Annotated in this window: 17 protein-coding genes; 1 reads left to right on the top strand and 16 read right to left on the bottom strand. The window is 70.5% G+C overall.

Translation table 11 applies throughout. The features are described from left to right. Positions 1 to 31: 31 nt before the first annotated feature. From carB to pyrR, 6 genes are all read right to left on the bottom strand, one after another. On the bottom strand, positions 32 to 3,340 hold the full coding sequence (gene carB / locus ACIGXP_RS24190; protein WP_363218917.1) for a carbamoyl-phosphate synthase large subunit: 3,309 nt from the start codon (positions 3,338 to 3,340) through the stop codon (positions 32 to 34). Continuing rightward, on the bottom strand, positions 3,333 to 4,475 hold the full coding sequence (gene carA / locus ACIGXP_RS24185; protein ID WP_399771382.1) for a glutamine-hydrolyzing carbamoyl-phosphate synthase small subunit: 1,143 nt from the start codon (positions 4,473 to 4,475) through the stop codon (positions 3,333 to 3,335). Before carA ends, carB begins: the two co-directional genes overlap by 8 nt. After that, positions 4,472 to 5,032, bottom strand: coding sequence for a hypothetical protein (locus ACIGXP_RS24180; RefSeq protein WP_363218915.1), 561 nt, complete (start codon positions 5,030 to 5,032; stop codon positions 4,472 to 4,474). Before ACIGXP_RS24180 ends, carA begins: the two co-directional genes overlap by 4 nt. Continuing rightward, a complete protein-coding gene (locus ACIGXP_RS24175) occupies positions 5,029 to 6,315 on the bottom strand; it encodes a dihydroorotase (protein WP_363218914.1) in 1,287 nt (428 codons plus the stop codon). Before ACIGXP_RS24175 ends, ACIGXP_RS24180 begins: the two co-directional genes overlap by 4 nt. Positions 6,316 to 6,320: 5 nt before the next feature. Then, positions 6,321 to 7,292, bottom strand: coding sequence for an aspartate carbamoyltransferase catalytic subunit (locus ACIGXP_RS24170; RefSeq protein ID WP_363218913.1), 972 nt, complete (start codon positions 7,290 to 7,292; stop codon positions 6,321 to 6,323). Between the two features lie 91 nt (positions 7,293 to 7,383). Continuing rightward, complete coding sequence (pyrR, locus tag ACIGXP_RS24165; protein WP_363218912.1) at positions 7,384 to 7,962, bottom strand: bifunctional pyr operon transcriptional regulator/uracil phosphoribosyltransferase PyrR; 579 nt, start codon at positions 7,960 to 7,962, stop codon at positions 7,384 to 7,386. A gap of 253 nt (positions 7,963 to 8,215) precedes the next feature. Here pyrR and bldD point away from each other — a divergent pair, with 253 nt between their 5' ends. Next, positions 8,216 to 8,719, top strand: a complete 504-nt coding sequence (gene bldD, locus ACIGXP_RS24160) for a transcriptional regulator BldD (RefSeq protein WP_014671524.1) — start codon at positions 8,216 to 8,218, stop codon at positions 8,717 to 8,719. Positions 8,720 to 8,933: 214 nt separating this feature from the next. Here the strand turns inward: bldD and nusB are convergent, their stop codons facing one another. The 10 genes from nusB to ruvX form a co-directional block, all read right to left on the bottom strand. Further along, a complete protein-coding gene (gene nusB / locus ACIGXP_RS24155) occupies positions 8,934 to 9,362 on the bottom strand; it encodes a transcription antitermination factor NusB (RefSeq protein WP_399771377.1) in 429 nt (142 codons plus the stop codon). Between the two features lie 2 nt (positions 9,363 to 9,364). Further along, positions 9,365 to 9,931: an elongation factor P gene (gene efp, locus ACIGXP_RS24150; protein WP_363216411.1), complete on the bottom strand. Its 567-nt coding sequence runs from the start codon at positions 9,929 to 9,931 to the stop codon at positions 9,365 to 9,367. A 56-nt stretch (positions 9,932 to 9,987) separates the two neighbouring features. Continuing rightward, positions 9,988 to 11,091: an aminopeptidase P family protein gene (locus tag ACIGXP_RS24145; RefSeq protein ID WP_399771373.1), complete on the bottom strand. Its 1,104-nt coding sequence runs from the start codon at positions 11,089 to 11,091 to the stop codon at positions 9,988 to 9,990. A 94-nt stretch (positions 11,092 to 11,185) separates the two neighbouring features. After that, positions 11,186 to 12,070 (bottom strand): Pro-rich N-terminal domain-containing protein, encoded by an 885-nt coding sequence (locus tag ACIGXP_RS24140; protein ID WP_363216413.1) that lies wholly within the window; start codon positions 12,068 to 12,070, stop codon positions 11,186 to 11,188. A gap of 163 nt (positions 12,071 to 12,233) precedes the next feature. Next, entirely contained in the window at positions 12,234 to 13,325 is a 1,092-nt protein-coding gene (gene aroB / locus ACIGXP_RS24135) for a 3-dehydroquinate synthase (RefSeq protein WP_363216414.1), read from the bottom strand. Then, positions 13,322 to 13,840, bottom strand: a complete 519-nt coding sequence (locus tag ACIGXP_RS24130) for a shikimate kinase (protein ID WP_363216416.1) — start codon at positions 13,838 to 13,840, stop codon at positions 13,322 to 13,324. Before ACIGXP_RS24130 ends, aroB begins: the two co-directional genes overlap by 4 nt. After that, positions 13,837 to 15,021, bottom strand: coding sequence for a chorismate synthase (gene aroC, locus ACIGXP_RS24125; RefSeq protein WP_399771368.1), 1,185 nt, complete (start codon positions 15,019 to 15,021; stop codon positions 13,837 to 13,839). The genes ACIGXP_RS24130 and aroC overlap by 4 nt, the downstream gene beginning before the upstream one ends. Before the next feature lie 164 nt (positions 15,022 to 15,185). Then, positions 15,186 to 16,025 (bottom strand): shikimate dehydrogenase, encoded by an 840-nt coding sequence (locus ACIGXP_RS24120; RefSeq protein WP_399771366.1) that lies wholly within the window; start codon positions 16,023 to 16,025, stop codon positions 15,186 to 15,188. Between the two features lie 50 nt (positions 16,026 to 16,075). Next, entirely contained in the window at positions 16,076 to 17,737 is a 1,662-nt protein-coding gene (gene mltG / locus ACIGXP_RS24115) for an endolytic transglycosylase MltG (protein ID WP_399771363.1), read from the bottom strand. A gap of 125 nt (positions 17,738 to 17,862) precedes the next feature. Then, positions 17,863 to 18,327 carry a Holliday junction resolvase RuvX gene (gene ruvX / locus ACIGXP_RS24110; protein ID WP_023552096.1) on the bottom strand — a complete coding sequence of 155 codons (465 nt, stop codon included), beginning with the start codon at positions 18,325 to 18,327 and terminating at the stop codon, positions 17,863 to 17,865. Positions 18,328 to 18,334 lie beyond the last annotated feature (7 nt).

Below are 18,334 nucleotides of genomic sequence, written 5' to 3'. Positions count from 1 at the left end.
ACACCGTTTCCGGTGTCCCCCTCAAGGGCTGCTAGTCGCGGGCCGCGGTCAGGTGTTCGGCGTGTTCCTGGAGGGAGCGGACGCCGACGTCGCCGTGGTTGAGGGCGTCGATGCCCTGGACCGCCGCGGCGAGCGCCTGAACGGTGGTCAGGCACGGCACGGAGCGGGCGACCGCGGCGGTGCGGATGTCGTAGCCGTCCAGACGGCCGCCGGTGCCGTACGGGGTGTTGACGATCAGGTCGACCTCCCCGTCGTGGATCAGCTGGACGATGGTCTTCTCACCGTTCGGGCCGGTGCCCTCGGACTGCTTGCGCACCACGGCGGCGTGGATGCCGTTGCGCTTGAGGACCTCGGCGGTGCCGGAGGTGGCGAGCAGCTCGAAGCCGTGGGCGACCAGCTCACGCGCCGGGAAGATCATCGAGCGCTTGTCGCGGTTGGCGACCGAGATGAACGCCCGGCCCTTGGTGGGCAGCGGGCCGTAGGCACCCGCCTGCGACTTGGCGTACGCGGTGCCGAAGACGGAGTCGATGCCCATGACCTCACCGGTGGAGCGCATCTCCGGGCCGAGGACCGTGTCGACGCCGCGGCCGTGGATGTCCCGGAACCGGGACCACGGCATGACGGCCTCCTTGACGGAGATCGGCGCGTCCAGCGGAAGCTCGCCGCCGTCGCCGTTCGCCGGAAGCAGGCCCTCGGCACGGAGCTCGGCGATGGTCGCGCCCAGCGAGATCCGGGCGGCGGCCTTCGCGAGCGGCACCGCGGTCGCCTTGGAGGTGAAGGGGACCGTACGGGAGGCGCGCGGGTTGGCCTCCAGGACGTAGAGGATGTCGCCGGCCATCGCGAACTGGATGTTGATCAGGCCGCGCACGCCGACACCGCGGGCGATGGCCTCGGTGGAGGCGCGCAGCCGCTTGATGTCGAAGCCGCCCAGGGTGATCGGGGGCAGGGCGCACGCCGAGTCGCCGGAGTGGATACCGGCCTCCTCGATGTGCTCCATCACGCCGCCGAGGTACAGCTCGGTGCCGTCGTAGAGGGCGTCGACGTCGATCTCGATCGCGTCGTCCAGGAAGCGGTCGACGAGGACCGGCCGGGAGGGGCTGATCTCGGTCGACTCGGCGATGTAGGCGGCCAGCCGGGTCTCGTCGTAGACGATCTCCATGCCGCGCCCGCCCAGCACGTAGGACGGCCGGACGAGGACCGGGTAGCCGATCTCGTCGGCGATGGCCTTGGCCTCGGCGAAGGTGGTGGCCGTGCCGTGCTTCGGGGCCGGCAGGCCCGCCTCCGCCAGCACCCGGCCGAAGGCGCCGCGGTCCTCGGCGGCGTGGATGGCCTCCGGGGAGGTGCCCACGATCGGCACGCCGTTGTCCTTCAGGGCCTGCGACAGACCCAGCGGGGTCTGCCCGCCCAGCTGCACGATCACACCCGCGACCGGGCCGGCCTGCTGCTCGGCGTGGACGATCTCCAGTACGTCCTCCAGCGTCAGCGGCTCGAAGTACAGCCGGTCGGAGGTGTCGTAGTCGGTGGAGACGGTCTCCGGGTTGCAGTTGACCATCACGGTCTCGTACCCGGCGTCGGACAGCGCGAAGGAGGCGTGGACGCAGGAGTAGTCGAACTCGATGCCCTGGCCGATGCGGTTCGGGCCGGAGCCCAGAATGATGACGGCCGGCTTCTGCCGGGGCGCGACCTCCGACTCCTCGTCGTAGGCCGAGTAGAAGTACGGCGTCTTCGCGGCGAACTCTGCGGCGCAGGTGTCGACCGTCTTGTAGACGGGGCGGATGCCCAGGGCGTGCCGGACCTCGCGCACGACGTCCTCGCGCAGGCCGCGGATCTCACCGATCTGCTGGTCGGAGAAGCCGTGCCGCTTGGCCTCGGCGAGCAGGTCGGCGGTCAGCTCCGGGGCCTGGGCCAGCTCGTCCGCGATCTCCTTGATCAGGAAGAGCTGGTCCACGAACCACGGGTCGATCTTCGTGTACTCGAAGATCTCCTCGGGCGTGGCGCCCGCGCGGATCGCCTGCATGACCGTGTTGATCCGGCCGTCGGTGGGCCGTACGGCCTCGCGCAGCAGGGTCTCCTTGTCGCCCGTCTCGCCGACGAAGGTGAACTGGCTGCCCTTCTTCTCCAGCGAGCGCAGCGCCTTCTGGAAGGCCTCGGGGAAGTTGCGGCCGATGGCCATGGCCTCGCCGACCGACTTCATGGTGGTGGTCAGCGTGGAGTCGGCCTGCGGGAACTTCTCGAAGGCGAAGCGCGGGGCCTTGACGACCACGTAGTCGAGCGTGGGCTCGAAGGAGGCCGGGGTCTCCTGGGTGATGTCGTTCGGGATCTCGTCCAGGGTGTAGCCGACGGCCAGCTTCGCGGCGATCTTGGCGATCGGGAAGCCGGTGGCCTTGGAGGCGAGGGCCGAGGAACGCGACACGCGCGGGTTCATCTCGATGACGATCACACGACCGTCCTCGGGGTTCACCGCGAACTGGATGTTGCAGCCGCCGGTGTCGACGCCGACCTCGCGGATGACGGCGATGCCGATGTCGCGCAGGATCTGGTACTCGCGGTCGGTCAGCGTCATCGCGGGCGCGACGGTGATCGAGTCACCGGTGTGGACGCCCATGGGGTCGAAGTTCTCGATGGAGCAGACGACCACGACGTTGTCGTGCTTGTCGCGCATCAGCTCCAGCTCGTACTCCTTCCAGCCGAGGATGGACTCCTCCAGGAGCACCTCGGTGGTCGGGGAGAGCGTGAGGCCCTGGCCGGCGATGCGGCGCAGCTCCTCCTCGTCGTGCGCGAAGCCGGAGCCGGCGCCGCCCATGGTGAAGGACGGGCGGACGACGACCGGGTAGCCGCCGAGGGTCTCGACGCCCTTGAGGACGTCGTCCATGGAGTGACAGATGACCGAGCGGGCGGACTCGCCGTGGCCGATCTTCTTGCGGACCTCCTCCACGACCTCCTTGAACAGGTCGCGGTCCTCGCCCTTGTGGATCGCCTCGGGCTTGGCGCCGATCAGCTCGACGCCGTACTTCTCCAGGACACCGTTCTCGTGCAGCGAGATGGCGGTGTTCAGCGCCGTCTGGCCGCCCAGGGTGGGCAGCAGGGCGTCGGGGCGCTCCTTGGCGATGATCTTCTCGACGAACTCGGGGGTGATCGGCTCGACATAGGTGGCGTCGGCGATCTCCGGGTCGGTCATGATCGTCGCCGGGTTGGAGTTCACCAGGATGACGCGCAGGCCCTCGGCCTTGAGCACGCGGCACGCCTGGGTGCCGGAGTAGTCGAACTCGGCGGCCTGGCCGATGACGATCGGGCCGGAGCCGATGACCAGGACGGACTGGATATCGGTGCGCTTAGGCACGCTGGCCCTCCATCAGGGTGACGAAGCGGTCGAACAGGTAGGCGGCGTCGTGCGGGCCCGCAGCCGCTTCGGGGTGGTACTGGACGGAGAAGGCCGGCTGGTCGAGCAGCTGCAGCCCCTCCACGACGTCGTCGTTCAGGCAGACGTGCGAGACCTCGGCGCGGCCGAACTTGGTCTCGCTGACCTTGTCGAGCGGCGCGTCCACGGCGAACCCGTGGTTGTGCGCGGTGACCTCGACCTTGCCGGTCGTACGGTCCTGGACCGGCTGGTTGATGCCCCGGTGGCCGTACTTCAGCTTGTAGGTGCCGAAGCCGAGCGCACGGCCGAGGATCTGGTTGCCGAAGCAGATGCCGAACAGGGGCGTCTTCCGCTCCAGGACGGCGGTCATGAGCGCGACGGGGCCGTCGGCCGTGGCGGGATCACCGGGGCCGTTGGAGAAGAACACGCCGTCCGGGTCGACCGCGTAGATCTCGTCGGCCGTGGCGGTGGCGGGCAGCACGTGCACCTCGATGCCGCGCTCGGCCATGCGGTGGGGGGTCATGCCCTTGATGCCGAGGTCGATCGCGGCGACGGTGAACTTCTTCTCGCCGACGGCCGGGACGACGTACGCCTCCTTGGTCGCGACCTCCTCGTAGAGGCTCGCACCCTTCATGTGCGGCTGGGCCTGCACACGCGCGAGGAGCTCGGACTCGGGGGCGATCGCCTCACCGGAGAAGACGCCGGCGCGCATGGAACCGCGCTCGCGCAGGTGGCGGGTGAGGGCGCGGGTGTCGATGCCGGAGATGCCGACCACGCCCTGCCGCTCCAGCTCGTCGTCCAGGGAGCGCTTGGCCCGCCAGTTGGACGGCACGCGCGCGGGGTCGCGCACGACGTAGCCGGAGACCCAGATGCGGCTCGACTCGTCGTCCTCGTCGTTCCAGCCCGTGTTGCCGATCTGCGGGGCGGTCGCGACCACGATCTGGCGGTCGTACGACGGGTCGGTCAGGGTCTCCTGGTAGCCGGTCATGCCGGTGGAGAACACGGCCTCGCCGAAGGTCTCCCCCACGGCCCCGTAGGCACGGCCGCGGAAGATGCGGCCGTCCTCCAGGACGAGTACGGCGGGAACCCTGGCAGCTCCCCTTGTGGAGGTCGTCATCGTGCGCCTTCCGTGTCGTTGGTCATGTGGTTCAGGGTGTCGGCCCACTCGGTGTGCTCGGCCGCGTGGTCGGAGCGGAAGCCGGAGTCGATCAGCTTGTCGCCGAGTGCCCAGGTCACCACCAGCAGGCCGCCCTCGGTGAGGACCTTGCCGGCGATGCCCTTGTCCAGCCGGGCGCCGCGCAGCGCGGCGGTCGGGATGAAGAAGTCGCTCGCTCCGGGACGCTCGACCTCCAGCCCTTGGTCGGTCAGGGTGAGCTCGGCCCGGCTGCGGGTGCCCAGGCCGTGGGCCACGATGCGGTCCAGCCACTGCCCGGCGGTGGTGGAGCCGTGGTAGCGGCCGCTCATGCTCAGTCTCACCGGGCCGGTCTCGTCCGGCGCGCTGGGCGGCTTGGGCAGGTCGCCCTGGAGGGTGCCGCGCCACTTCCAGCCCTCGCGCATCAGCCAGTAGACGAGCGCGATGAAGAGCAGGAGTCCGACGAGCCAGCCGATGCGGCCCGGCCAGTCGGTGACCTCGGCCGACCGCTTGGCCTCGGCCAGCAGGATTACAGGTGTCACGTGAGCTTCCCGTCGACGAGCGTGGCCTTGCCCCGCAGCCACGTGTGCGTCACACGGCCCGGCAGCTCACGCCCCTGGTACGGGGTGTTGCGGCTGCGTGAGGCGAAGCCCGCGGGGTCCACCTGGCCACGGTATTCCGTGTCGACGAGGGTGAGGTTGGCGGGCTCACCAGCCGAGACGGGACGGCCGTGCCCGGTGGCCTGTCCGATCTGCGCGGGCTTGAAGGACATGCGGTCGGCGACGCCGGCCCAGTCCAGCAGGCCCGTGTCGACCATGGTCTCCTGGACCACTGACAACGCGGTCTCCAGACCGACCATGCCCATGGCAGCGGCGGCCCACTCGCAGTCCTTGTCCTCGTGCGGGTGCGGGGCGTGGTCGGTGGCGACGATGTCGATGGTGCCGTCGGCGAGGGCGGCGCGCAGGGCGTGCACATCGCGCTCGGTGCGCAGCGGCGGGTTGACCTTGTAGACCGGGTTGTACGTGCGCACCAGCTCGTCGGTGAGGAGCAGGTGGTGCGGGGTGACCTCGGCGGTGACGTCGATGCCGCGGGACTTGGCCCAGCGGACGATCTCGACGCTGCCGGCGGTCGACAGGTGGCAGATGTGGACGCGGGAGCCGACGTGCTCGGCGAGCAGCACGTCCCGGGCGATGATCGACTCCTCGGCGACGGCCGGCCAGCCGCCCAGGCCCAGTTCGGCGGAGACGACGCCCTCGTTCATCTGGGCGCCCTCGGTCAGCCGGGGCTCCTGGGCGTGCTGGGCGACGACGCCGCCGAAGGCCTTCACGTACTCCAGCGCGCGGCGCATGATCACGGCGTCGTCCACGCACTTGCCGTCGTCGGAGAAGACGGTGACGCCGGCGGCCGACTCGTGCATGGCGCCCAGCTCGGCGAGCTTCCTGCCCTCCAGGCCGACGGTGACCGCGCCGATGGGCTGCACGTCGCAGTAGCCGTGCTCCTGGCCGAGCCGGTAGACCTGCTCGACGACACCGGCGGTGTCGGCGACCGGGAAGGTGTTGGCCATGGCGAAGACGGCGGTGTAGCCGCCGCTCGCCGCCGCGCGGGTGCCGGTCAGGACGGTCTCGGAGTCCTCGCGGCCCGGCTCGCGCAGATGGGTGTGCAGGTCGACCAGGCCCGGCAGCAGCACCTTGCCGCCGGCCTCGACGACTTCGGCGCCGTCGGCGGACAGGCCGGTGCCGACCGCCTCGATGACCTCGCCGTTGATCAGCACGTCCTGCGGCTCGCCGCCGAGCACCTTCGCACCACGGATCAGGATCTTGCTCATGGGTCTTACTTCTCCTCAGTGCGGGTCTGGGCGGGCTCGTTGCCACCGAGCAGCAGGTACAGGACGGCCATCCGGATGGAGACGCCGTTGGCGACCTGCTCGACGGCGGTGCAGCGGTCGGAGTCGGCGACCTCGGCGGTGATCTCCATGCCGCGGACCATCGGGCCGGGGTGCATCACGATGGCGTGCTCGGGCAGCCTGGCCATGCGGTCGCCATCGAGGCCGTAGCGGCGGGAGTACTCGCGCTCGGTCGGGAAGAAGGCGGCGTTCATCCGCTCGCGCTGGACGCGGAGCATCATCACCGCGTCGCACTTGGGCAGCGCGCTGTCGAGGTCGTACGACACCTCGCACGGCCATGCCTCGACGCCGACCGGCACCAGGGTGGGCGGGGCGACGAGGGTGACCTCGGCGCCGAGGGTGTGCAGCAGGTCGACGTTGGAGCGGGCGACCCGGCTGTGCAGGACGTCGCCGACCACGGTGATGCGCTTGCCGCTGAGGTCCTGGCCGAGGCCGGCGTCCCGGCCGAGCAGGCGGCGGCGCATGGTGAAGGCGTCCAGCAGAGCCTGGGTGGGGTGCTGGTGGGTGCCGTCACCGGCGTTGATCACGGCCGCGTCGATCCAGCCGGAGTTGGCGAGGCGGTACGGGGCTCCGGAGGCGCCGTGCCGGATGACGACGGCGTCGACGCCCATGGCCTCCAGGGTCTGGGCGGTGTCCTTCAAGGACTCGCCCTTGGACACGCTGGAGCCCTTGGCGGAGAAGTTGATGACGTCCGCGGACAGGCGCTTCTCGGCGGCCTCGAAGGAGATCCGCGTGCGGGTGGAGTCCTCGAAGAAGAGGTTGACGATCGTGCGGCCGCGCAGGGTCGGCAGCTTCTTGATCGGCCGGTCGGCGACCCGGGCCATCTCCTCGGCGGTGTCGAGGATCAGGACGGCGTCGTCGCGGGTGAGGTCGGCGGCCGAGATGAGATGACGCTGCATCTGTCAGGCTCCGTAAAGGCGGTTCATTCAGGAGATGTGGGGCAAATCGGCGCATGTGCAGGCATGCGGAAGCAGCCCGGCGCCGGAGTTGCTACTGGCCGGCCTTCACACCGAGCAGCACGGTGTCGCGACCGTCCTCCTCGGCGAGCTGGACCTTGACCGTCTCCCGCAGCGACGTGGGGAGGTTCTTGCCGACGTAGTCGGCGCGGATCGGCAGTTCGCGGTGGCCGCGGTCGACCAGGACCGCGAGCTGGACCGCACGGGGGCGCCCGATGTCGTTCAGGGCGTCGAGGGCGGCGCGGATCGTGCGGCCGGAGAAGAGCACGTCGTCGACGAGGACGACCAGCTTGCCGTCGATGCCGTCACCGGGGATCTCGGTGCGGGCCAGCGCACGCGGGGGGTGCATGCGCAGGTCGTCGCGGTACATGGTGATGTCGAGCGAGCCGACCGGCACCTTGCGGTCGGTGATCTGCTCCAGCTTGACGGCGAGCCGCTGGGCGAGGAAGACGCCCCGGGTGGGAATGCCGAGGAGCACCACGTCGTCGGCGCCCTTGGCGCGCTCGACGATCTCATGGGCGATACGGGTCAGTACCCGCGCGATGTCGGGGCCTTCGAGCACGGGCCGCGCATCGGACGCCTGCGGATCGGCAGGCGAGTCGTGCTTGTCCATACGAAACGGACCTCCTTCTCCGCCTCACGGGACGGACCTTAAAGGACGTCGGATTTGCGCCATCCACCGTAGCAGGTCTTGGCGAGGGCCCCGATCACCCCCTTGGCGGAACCGGTTGCCACTACCACGGAAGAGTCGGTGTGGACCATTCGGCTTGACGCACGAGAGTCACGCTGCGTAACCTCACAGTGAGTTACCAGCCGCGCGGCGGGAATACCGTCCGGCCGCGTCGACACAGTGTCCGGGGAGCTATATGTCCAGCGAATACGCCAAACAGCTCGGGGCCAAGCTCCGGGCCATCCGCACCCAGCAGGGCCTTTCCCTCCACGGTGTCGAGGAGAAGTCCCAGGGGCGCTGGAAGGCCGTGGTGGTCGGGTCCTACGAGCGTGGCGACCGAGCGGTGACCGTCCAGCGGCTCGCCGAGCTGGCCGATTTCTATGGCGTTCCCGTGCAGGAGCTCCTGCCGGGCACCACGCCGGGCGGCGCGGCCGAGCCGCCGCCGAAGCTGGTTCTCGACCTGGAGCGGCTGGCCACCGTGCCGGCCGAGAAGGCGGGCCCGCTGCAGCGCTACGCGGCGACGATCCAGTCCCAGCGCGGTGACTACAACGGCAAGGTGCTCTCCATCCGCCAGGACGACCTGCGCACGCTCGCCGTCATTTACGACCAGTCCCCCTCGGTCCTCACCGAGCAGCTGATCAGCTGGGGCGTCCTGGACGCCGACGCCCGCCGCGCGGTGGCCACGCACGAAGAGGCGTGACCGCCTGCGGCAGCTGAGCAGAAACGTGCCGCCGGGGTGCCCGGAACCTCATGGTTCCGGGCACCCCGGCGGCTTTTTCACGACGGTGGCGGCGCCTCGGGGGTGCCAGGGGCGCGAACATGCCTGAGGGGCGCGGGGGACTGCGCGAGCAACCACGGACGACCCGCAGGTCACCCGGGCTGCCGCAGTCCCACGGCGCCCCTCGTTTCGACGGCTAATCCCGGCGGAGCGAAGGCTTGAGCTCCTTCAGCCGGCCCAGCAGACCGTTCACGAACGAGGGCGACTCGTCCGTCGAGAACTCCTTGGCCAGCTGCACCATCTCGTCCAGGACGACGGCATCCGGGGTCTCGTCGACCCAGATCAGCTCGTACGCGCCCAGCCGCAGGATGTTGCGGTCCACGACCGGCATCCGGTCGAGCGTCCAGCCGACCGCGTACTGGGCGATCAGCTCGTCGATCCGCCGCGCGTGTTCCGCGTAGCCCTCGACCAGCTGCATCGTGTACTCGCTGACCGGCGGCTGCCGGGTGTCGGACCGGGAGAGCCGGACCCAGTCGGCGAGGACCGTCAGGACGTCGGCGCCGCGCTGGTCGCCCTCGAAGAGGATCTGGAAGGCGCGCTTGCGGGCCGTGTTGCGGGCAGCCACGGTTAGCTGTTCACCCGGCCGAGGTAGTCGCTCGTGCGGGTGTCGACCTTGATCTTCTCACCGGTGGTGATGAAGAGCGGGACCTGGATCTGGTGGCCGGTCTCCAGGGTGGCGGGCTTGGTGCCACCGGTGGAACGGTCGCCCTGGACGCCCGGCTCGGTCTCGGCGATGGTCAGCTCGACCGCAGCGGGCAGGTCGACGAAGAGGACCTCGCCCTCGTGCTGCGCGACGGTGGCGGTGAAGCCCTCGACGAGGAAGTTGGCGGCGTCACCGACGGCCTTGCGGTCGATGTGCAGCTGGTCGTAGGTCTCCATGTCCATGAAGACGAAGTACTCGCCGTCCATGTACGAGAACTGCATGTCGCGCTTGTCGACAGTGGCCGTCTCGACCTTGACGCCGGCGTTGAAGGTCTTGTCGACGACCTTGCCGGAGAGCACGTTCTTGAGCTTGGTGCGCACGAATGCCGGGCCCTTGCCGGGCTTGACGTGCTGGAACTCGACGACGGACCAGAGCTGGCCGCCTTCGAGCTTGAGCACCATGCCGTTCTTGAGGTCGTTCGTGGAAGCCACGGTTGCGGAATCTCCTGGACTGACGTACGACCCCGGGGCATGCGCACAGCGCGAGGCTAGAGCGCGAGCAGCTCCTTGGTCGTGATGGTGAGTAGCTCGGGTCCGCCGTCCGCCTCGGGGCGTACGACGAGCGTGTCATCGATCCGGACGCCGCCCCGGCCCGGGAGGTGGACCCCCGGTTCGACGGTGACCGGCACGCAAGCGTCCAGTTTACCCATGGCCGCGGGCGCCAACTGCGGGTCCTCGTCGATTTCGAGTCCGACGCCGTGTCCGGTGAGCGGTGGCAGGGCCTCCGCATAGCCGGCCGAGTCCAGTACCTGGCGCGCCGCGCGGTCCACGTCACGGTATCCGGCGCCGGGTGCCAGGGACTCGCGTCCGGCGCGCTGGGCGGCGAAGACGAGGTCGTACAGCTCGATCTGCCAGTCGGCGGGCGAGGTGCCGATCACGAAGGTGCGGCCGATCTCGCAGCGGTAGCCGCGGTAGGTCGCCCCCAGGCACACGGTGAGGAAGTCGCCCTCCTCCACGCGCCGGTCGGTGGGGCGGTGGCCGCGGCGGCCGGAGTTCGGCCCGGTGGCCACCGAGGTGGGGAACGCGGGTCCGTCGGCCCCGTGGTCCACCAGACGGCGCTCCAGCTCCAGCGCGAGGTGCCGCTCGGTACGGCCGACCAGGATGGACTCCAGCAGCTCACCGAGGGCCTGGTCGGCGATCTCGGCGCCGATGCGGAGGCAGGAGATCTCCTCCTCGTCCTTGACCACCCTGAGCTGCTCGACGGCTCCGCCGAGGTCGGTGAGGCGGAGACGCGGGGCGACCGAGGCCAGGGCTCTGTGCCGGGCCACGGTGAGGTGGTGTTCCTCCACCGCCAGTGAATCGGCACCCTGGGCTGCGGCGAGGTCGGCCGCCGCGACGGCGGCGTCACCCCCGGCGGGCAGGACGTGCAGGCGCAGGTTCTCGTCCGGCCGGCCCTCGTAGGGGCGGTCGTCGGGCGGGCCGGCGCAGACGAGGAGATCCTCGCCCTTGCCGAGCAGCAGTGCGGAGCCCTGCGGGGCTGCGGCGGCGAGGTAGCGCACGTTGGCCGGGCGGGTGACGAGCGCTGCCGCGGTGCCGGCCGCGGTGAAGTGGTCTCTCAGCCGGGATCGGCGGGTCGCGTACACCTCTGACATGAGATGAGCGTAGGAGTTTTGTGCCGATTGTGCCGATTCGTGGGGGCCGAGTGGGGCTGCGGAGCAGGTGAGGGGTGGTGCGCGTTCTCCCCGCTCACCAGCTCGGTGGGCTCGCTATCGCTCTCGACAGGACCTCGTCCAGGACCCTCGCCGTGCCCGGAACATCGAGCTGGGAGTTGTCGATGATCGGGAGACCCGAGCCGTACCAGCCGGCCATGCGGCCGTGGATGCGCGCGACCTCCTCGTCGGTGAGGCGGCGGTTGCCGGTGCGCTCGGCGTTGCGCTCCAGGACGATGTCCAGGCCCGGCAGGAGGACGACCGGGAGCAGGCCGGGGCCGACGTGCCGTTTCCAGCCGCCGAGGCCGACGACCGGGCGGTCCGGGAAGACGGCGTCGTCGAGGATGCAGGAAATGCCGTTGGCGAGGAAGTTGCGGGCGGCGAAACCGCAGGTGCGGCGGGCCAGGCGGTACTGGGCCTCGGAGTTGTCGTTCCAGCCGGACTGAGGGTCGGCGAAGCCCGAGCGGACCCATTCGCGCACGTCGTCCAGGCTGATGTGCGCGGTGGGCACGCGGCGGTGGTCGGCCCAGTACTTGGCGACGCTGGTCTTGCCCGCGCCGGCCGGGCCGATCAGCAGGACGGCCAGCGTGGTGGTCGCCGGGTCGGGGGCCGCGGCATGAGCCGGCGGCGCCATGGGGACGCCCACGGGGCCGCCCGGCGGCAGCGGGACATGGCCGGTGGTGTCGGGGGCCGGCGGCGCGGCGGGCTGCGGGGCCGGGGACTGGGGCGCGGGAGGTTGCGGGGGCGTCGGCGGGACGGCACCGGCCGGGGCCGGGAAGACCGGCGGCGGAGGAACGGGGGCGGGCCCCTGGGAGGCTCCCGGGCGCGGGCCCGGGTGGTGCGCGGCCGACGCCCAGCCGACATGCGGCATCTGCCCCGGCTGGTGGGGCGGCGGCAGCGGAGACCCCACTGCGTGCTGCATCCGTTGCCACTCCGTCTCGTACAGGCAATTCGTGCTGGTAGCAGAGGTTAACCCGCTGCTTGCCGAACGGTACCGTCCCCGGCCGTCGTTTGGTGAAACGACCGGGGGCGGCTCGAAGTGCCCGTTCCGGAAAGGGAATCGGACGGACGCAACAGTCGGGGACCTACTGCCCGACCTCGCCGTACGCGGCGAGCAGGACGGCCGGGTCGGGGCCTTCCAGGACGGTCGGCTTGGCCAGGCCGTCCAGGACGATGAAGCGCAGCAGGTCGCCGCGGGACTTCTTGTCGACCTTCATCGTCTCCAGCAGCTTGGGCCACTGGTCGTAGCGGTAGTGCAGGGGCAGGCCGACGGATTCGAGGACCGTGCGGTGCCTGTCCGCCGTCGCATCGTCCAAACGGCCCGCCAGGCGGCCCAGTTCGGCGGCGAAGTGCATGCCGACCGCGACCGCGGCGCCGTGCCGCCACTGATAGCGCTCGTTCTTCTCGATGGCGTGGCCAAGCGTGTGACCGTAGTTCAGGATCTCCCGCAGACCCGACTCCTTCAGGTCGCTGGAGACGACCTCGGCCTTCACCCGGATCGAGCGCTCGATCAGCTCCGCCGTGTGCGGGCCCGCCGGGGTGCGGGCCGCCTCCGGGTCCGCCTCGATCAGCTCCAGGATCGCCGGGTCGGCGATGAAGCCGGCCTTGATGATCTCGGCGAGTCCGGAGACGTAGTCGTTGACCGGGAGGGAGTCCAGCGCGGCCAGGTCGCACAGCACACCGGCCGGCGGGTGGAAGGCGCCCACCAGGTTCTTGCCCTCGGCGGTGTTGATGCCGGTCTTGCCGCCGACCGCCGCGTCCACCATCGCGAGGACGGTCGTCGGGATGGCGATCCAGCGCACCCCGCGCAGCCAGGTCGCCGCCACGAACCCGGCCAGGTCCGTCGTCGCGCCGCCGCCCACACCCACGATCGCGTCGGTGCGGGTGAAGTTCGACTGGCCCAGCGCCTTCCAGCAGTAGGCGGCGACCTCGGCGGTCTTGGCCTCCTCGGCGTTCGGCACCTGGATGGCGATCGCCTCGTAGCCCTGCTCGGCCAGCTCCGCGCGGAGCGCGTCACCGGTCTCGGCCAGCGCCTCGGGATGGATCACCGCGACCCGCCTGGCCCTCGGCCCGATCAAGCCGGCCAGCTCACCGAGGAGTTGCCGGCCGACCAGCACCTCGTAGGGGTCGGTGCCCGCCGAACCGGCGACCTGGATCCGAGTGACTGACTCGCTCATGCTTCCTTCAACTCCAGTGCGTCGAGGGCTGCTCGGGTGACCTCTTCGGGGGTACGGCCGTCCGTTGGTACGACGGCGGTGGCGACCTCCTCGTACAGGTGCCGCCGCGCCTCCATCAGTTCGCGCCACTGCTTGCGCGGGTTGACCGCGAGCAGCGGCCGGGCCACGTTCAGACCCGTGCGCTTGACGGCCTCCTCCACGTCCATCGAGAGGTAGACCACCCGGTGCCCGGCGAGCAGGGCGCGCGTGTCGGCGTCCAGGATCGCTCCGCCACCGAGCGCGAGGACGCCCCCGTGCTCGGCGAGCGCGGCATGCACCGCCCGCTTCTCGATCGCCCGGAAGGCGGGCTCGCCCTCGTCGACGAAGATCTCGGCGATGGTGCGCCCCTCGGCGGCCACGATGTCCTCGTCGGTGTCCCGGTAGCCGAGGCCGAGGCGCTCGGCCAGGAGCCGGCCGATGGTGGACTTGCCCACGCCCATCGGTCCGACCAGTACGACCGCAGGCACGGCGCTCACCGGATCTGCAGGTTGTCGAGGTAGGACTGCACGTTGCGGCGGGTCTCGGGCACGGAGTCGCCGCCGAACTTCTCGGCGACCGCGTCCGCGAGGACGAGCGCGACCATGGCCTCGGCGACGATGCCGGCCGCGGGCACGGCGGAGACGTCGGAGCGCTGGTGGTGGGCCTGGGCGGCCTCGCCGGTGGTGACGTCCACGGTCTGCAGGGCCCGCGGCACGGTCGCGATCGGCTTCATGGCCGCCCGCACCCGCAGCAGCTCGCCCGTGCTCAGGCCGCCCTCGGTGCCACCGGCGCGGCCGGAGACGCGCCGGATGCCCTCGGGCGTGTTGACGATCTCGTCGTGCGCCTTGGAGCCGGGCACGCGGGCCAGCCCGAAGCCGTCACCGATCTCGACGCCCTTGATCGCCTGGATGCCCATCAGGGCACCGGCGAGCCGGGCGTCCAGCTTGCGGTCCCAGTGCACATGCGAGCCGAGGCCGACCGGAACGCCGTAGGCCAGCACCTCGACCACGCCGCCGAGCGTGTCGCCGTCCTTGTGAGCCTGGTCGACCTCCGCGACCATCGCCTTCGACGCGTCCGCGTCCAGGCAGCGCAGCGGGTCGGCATCCAGCTTCTCGACGTCGGCGGGCGTGGGGTACACGCCCTGCGGAGCCTTCACGGAGCACAGCTCGACGACGTGCGAGACGATCTCGATACCGGCCGTCTCCTTCAGGTAGGAGCGGGCCACCGCGCCGAGCGCCACCCGGGCCGCCGTCTCCCGCGCGGAGGCGCGCTCCAGGATCGGCCGGGCCTCGTCGAAGCCGTACTTCTGCATGCCCGCCAGGTCGGCATGGCCGGGCCGCGGGCGGGTCAGGGGCGCGTTACGGGCGAGCCCGTCGAGGATCTCCTGGTCGACCGGGTCGGCCGCCATGACCTGCTCCCACTTGGGCCACTCGGTGTTCCCCACCATGATCGCCACCGGGGAACCGAGGGTCAGACCGTGCCGGACACCGCCCAGGAAGGTGACCTCGTCCCGCTCGAACTTCATCCGCGCACCGCGGCCATAACCGAGCCGCCGCCGCGCCAGGTGGTCCGCCACCATCTCCGTGGTGATCGGCACGCCGGCGGGAAGCCCCTCCAGCGTCGCGACAAGTGCCGGACCGTGGGACTCCCCCGCGGTCAGCCAACGCAGCCTGCTCAACGGTGCTCCTCAGTGTTCGCGCCCGGTACTGCCCTGCGTACGCTCATCCACGCGTACGGCGACGGCGCGACCGGGTGCGCGACCCCGGCCCGCCACCTCCGATCCTCCCACGAGCCGGCCCTTGTCAGGCCGCCGGTCCAGTAAACGGACGTACCGGCGGGCGGTCAGTGCGCGGCGAGTGCCTTCTCACCGGCGTGGCGCATGGCCTCCAGGGGCACCGGGGAGCGGCCGGTCATCTGCTCGACCTGAAGGACGGCCTGGTGGATCAGCAGGTCGAGCCCGCTGACCACGGCGCCGCCGAACATGGACCAGCGGGCCGCGAGCTCGGTGGGCCAGGGGTCGTAGAGCACGTCGAAGAGGGTGGCGGGACGCTCGGGTACGGCAGCGGCGAGGGCGTCGGTGGTGCCGGCGGGGGTGGTGGCGACGACCAGCGGGGCACGCAGCGCCTGCGCGGCATCCGCCCAGTCCGCCGTGCGCACCTCGACGTCGAGCCGTTCGCCCCACTGGCGCATCTCGGCGGCGCGGGCCTCGCTGCGGACGTAGGCGACGACCTCCCCGGTGCAGATCCGGGCCAGGGCGGCGAGAGCGGAGGAGGCGGTGGCGCCGGCGCCGAGGATCGCGGCGGAGTCGACCTGCTGGATGCCGTGCTCGCGCAGCGCGGCCACCATGCCGGGTACGTCGGTGTTGTCGCCGATCCGGCGGCCGTCCTCGGTGAAGACGACCGTGTTGACCGCGTCGACGGACGCGGCCGTCTCGCTGATCTCGTCCAGCAGCGGGATGACCGCCCGCTTCAGCGGCATGGTCAGTGACAGTCCCGCCCACTCCGGCCCGAGCTTCTCGAAGAAGCCGGGCAGAGAGGCCTCGTCCATCTCGACGCGGTCGTACGACCACTCGGTGAGCCCCAGCTCGTCGTACGCGGCCCGGTGCAGCACCGGCGAGAGGGAGTGGGCGATGGGCTTACCGAGCACGGCGGCCCGGCGGGCGTCTGCTTCCTTCGATGCCATGGAACCCGTCCTTGAGCTTCTGTGTCCAGGCGAAGACTACCGACCCGACGTCAGCTCTTTTTCCGGGACGCGTTCCACTCGTTGACGAGCTTCTCGTGCTCCTCGAGGGTCTTGGTGAACTTGCTGGTCTTTCCGTCCATCGAGATGAAGTAGTACCAGCCGTCGTGGGTCGGGTCGAGCGCGCCCTTGAGCGCTTCCTCGCCGGGGTTTCCGATGGGGCCGGGCGGCAGCCCCTTGGAGAAGTAGGTGTTGTAGGGGTTGTTGTACTTGCGCAGCTCGGCGATGCTCAGGTCGATCTTGCTCTGGTTCTTCACGTAGTTGTACGTGGAGTCGAACTCCAGCCGCCCGTAGGTCTGCGGGTTGTCGGGTTCGAGGCGGTTGTAGACGACCTCCGCCATCTTGCGGAAATCGTCGTGGCTCGTGCCCTCGGCCTGCACCAGGCTCGCCACGGTGAGCAGCTGCCAGGGGCCGTCGAGGCCGAGCACCTTGGCTTTGTCCTCCAGGCCCAGCTCTTTGTACTTGGCGGTGGCCTGGGACACCATCTCCTTGAGCACGGCCTCGGGCTTCTGGCCCTTGGTGACCGCGTAACTGGAGGGGTAGAGGAACCCTTCCAGCGGATCCTTCAGGTTCGCGTGGTCCAGTGCCCAGGCGGGCAGTCCGAGGCTCTTGTAGTCCTTCTTCGCGACCCTCGCCGTCGTACCGGCCGCCACCCCGACCCGCTTGTCGATCAGGCTGTAGACCGCCGTGTTGCGCAGACCCTCGGCGATGATCAGGTTGCTGCGGCTCTTCGGGCTGAGCATCAGGTCCACCGCGCTCGCGGCGGACATCTGTTTCTCCAGGGTGTACACACCGTCCTGGAGCGACTTGTTCCCCGGGTTCGCCTGCAGTGCGGACACGAACGCGGCGGCGCTCTTGACGACGCCCGCCTCCTGCAGCTTCTGGCCGATGTCCCATCCCCCGGCGCCCTTGGGGATCTCGACCGTCACCTGCTCGCCGTTTCCGGCGCCCGCGTAGTCCGGGGCCGGGGCGAAACGATTTTGGTAGAACTTGTAGCCGAAGTATCCAACGCCGCCGAGGCCTCCGCCGAACACCAGGCAGACCACCAGACAGGCGCAGCCAGTGCGACGTTTCTGGCCCTTCTTGGCGGGTTTCTTCCCTTTGCCGCGCCGGTCACGGCGGCTCTGGAGCTCGTGCTCCTCACCCTCGTCGTCCTCGCCGCCGCCTCCGGCGAAGAAGGGGTGCTCCTCCTCGGCGGGCGCGGTCTCCGGCTCGGGTTCGGCCTCGGTGCGCCTGCGGCCGGGGGGCTGCGGCGGGGGGTAGGCGTCCTCGGTCCCATAGAAGTCGGGCTGCTCCCCGCCGTACGCGACGGGCTGCTGGCCGTACGGGTCACCGGGGTCGGCGGCGTACGGCGCCTGGCCGTGGGTGCCGGTCGCGTCCCAGCCGCCGTGGTGCTGGTACTGCTGCTGGGTGTGGCCGGTGAACTGCTGCTGCCCCTGTTCACCGTAGACCTGGTAGTGCTCGTGGCCGTACCCGGACTGCTGCTCCTGGCTCCAGTCGCCGTACTGCGGCTGCTGCGGGTGGTGCTGCGGCTGGCCGCCGTAGGCAGACTGCTGACCCATGTGGGTCTGCTGCCCTTCCCATCCGCCGTCCCCGAACAACGGGTCCTGCGGATGCCACGGTTGGGAGCCTGGGCTCCGGCCATACTCAGTCATCGATCCCCTAGAGCCGCGAGGCCGACCGGTCACGTGGCCGGTGGGCCTCGCTTCCGTTCCGCCTCTTTGCTGTGCGCCGCTTGTTCGAACACCGGCGCATCGCGCGGAACGTTACCGTATCGCGATCAGATGACCACTTCGACGCCCTCGCCGGGTGCTTTACCTGACACCCGTTCGGATTCGAGAGCCTGCTGCAGGATGATGACGGCGGCGGCCTGGTCGATGACGGCCCGGCCCTTCTTGGATTTCACACCGGAGGCACGCAGTCCCTGACTGGCCGTCACGGTCGTCATCCGCTCGTCCACCAGGCGCACCGGGACCGGCTTGATGCCCTTGGCCAGCTCCTGGGCGAAGGCGCGGACCTTGACGGCGGCCGGGCCCTCACCCCCCTTGAGGGAGCGAGGGAGGCCTACGACGACCTCGATCGGTTCGTATTCCTCCACCAGTTGCCGCAAGCGGCGGTGGGCGGCGGGGATGTCCCGGCCGGGGACGGTCTCCACCGGTGTGGCGAGGATCCCATCGGGGTCGCACGAGGCGACCCCGATACGGGCGTCCCCGACGTCGATCGAAAGTCGACGTCCTCTGCGCATGTCCGGC

It is taken from the genome of Streptomyces sp. NPDC053069, from assembly GCF_044546895.1.
Lineage (GTDB): Bacteria > Actinomycetota > Actinomycetes > Streptomycetales > Streptomycetaceae > Streptomyces.
Note: the sequence above shows the minus strand (reverse complement) of the source record. Positions and strands in the feature narration are given on the sequence as shown.

What these genes read in the sequence shown, in the direction of transcription:
- pyrR (WP_363218912.1), bottom strand. Translation starts at nt 7,962, where the DNA reads ATGGACAAGCACGACTCGCCTGCCGATCCGCAGGCGTCCGATGCGCGG.
- ACIGXP_RS24175 (WP_363218914.1), bottom strand. Translation starts at nt 6,315, where the DNA reads ATGAGCAAGATCCTGATCCGTGGTGCGAAGGTGCTCGGCGGCGAGCCG.
- carA (WP_399771382.1), bottom strand. Translation starts at nt 4,475, where the DNA reads ATGACGACCTCCACAAGGGGAGCTGCCAGGGTTCCCGCCGTACTCGTC.
- ACIGXP_RS24140 (WP_363216413.1), bottom strand. Translation starts at nt 12,070, where the DNA reads ATGCAGCACGCAGTGGGGTCTCCGCTGCCGCCGCCCCACCAGCCGGGG.
- ACIGXP_RS24120 (WP_399771366.1), bottom strand. Translation starts at nt 16,025, where the DNA reads ATGGCATCGAAGGAAGCAGACGCCCGCCGGGCCGCCGTGCTCGGTAAG.
- ACIGXP_RS24170 (WP_363218913.1), bottom strand. Translation starts at nt 7,292, where the DNA reads ATGCAGCGTCATCTCATCTCGGCCGCCGACCTCACCCGCGACGACGCC.
- ruvX (WP_023552096.1), bottom strand. Translation starts at nt 18,327, where the DNA reads ATGCGCAGAGGACGTCGACTTTCGATCGACGTCGGGGACGCCCGTATC.
- bldD (WP_014671524.1), top strand. Translation starts at nt 8,216, where the DNA reads ATGTCCAGCGAATACGCCAAACAGCTCGGGGCCAAGCTCCGGGCCATC.
- ACIGXP_RS24145 (WP_399771373.1), bottom strand. Translation starts at nt 11,091, where the DNA reads ATGTCAGAGGTGTACGCGACCCGCCGATCCCGGCTGAGAGACCACTTC.
- mltG (WP_399771363.1), bottom strand. Translation starts at nt 17,737, where the DNA reads ATGACTGAGTATGGCCGGAGCCCAGGCTCCCAACCGTGGCATCCGCAG.
- aroB (WP_363216414.1), bottom strand. Translation starts at nt 13,325, where the DNA reads ATGAGCGAGTCAGTCACTCGGATCCAGGTCGCCGGTTCGGCGGGCACC.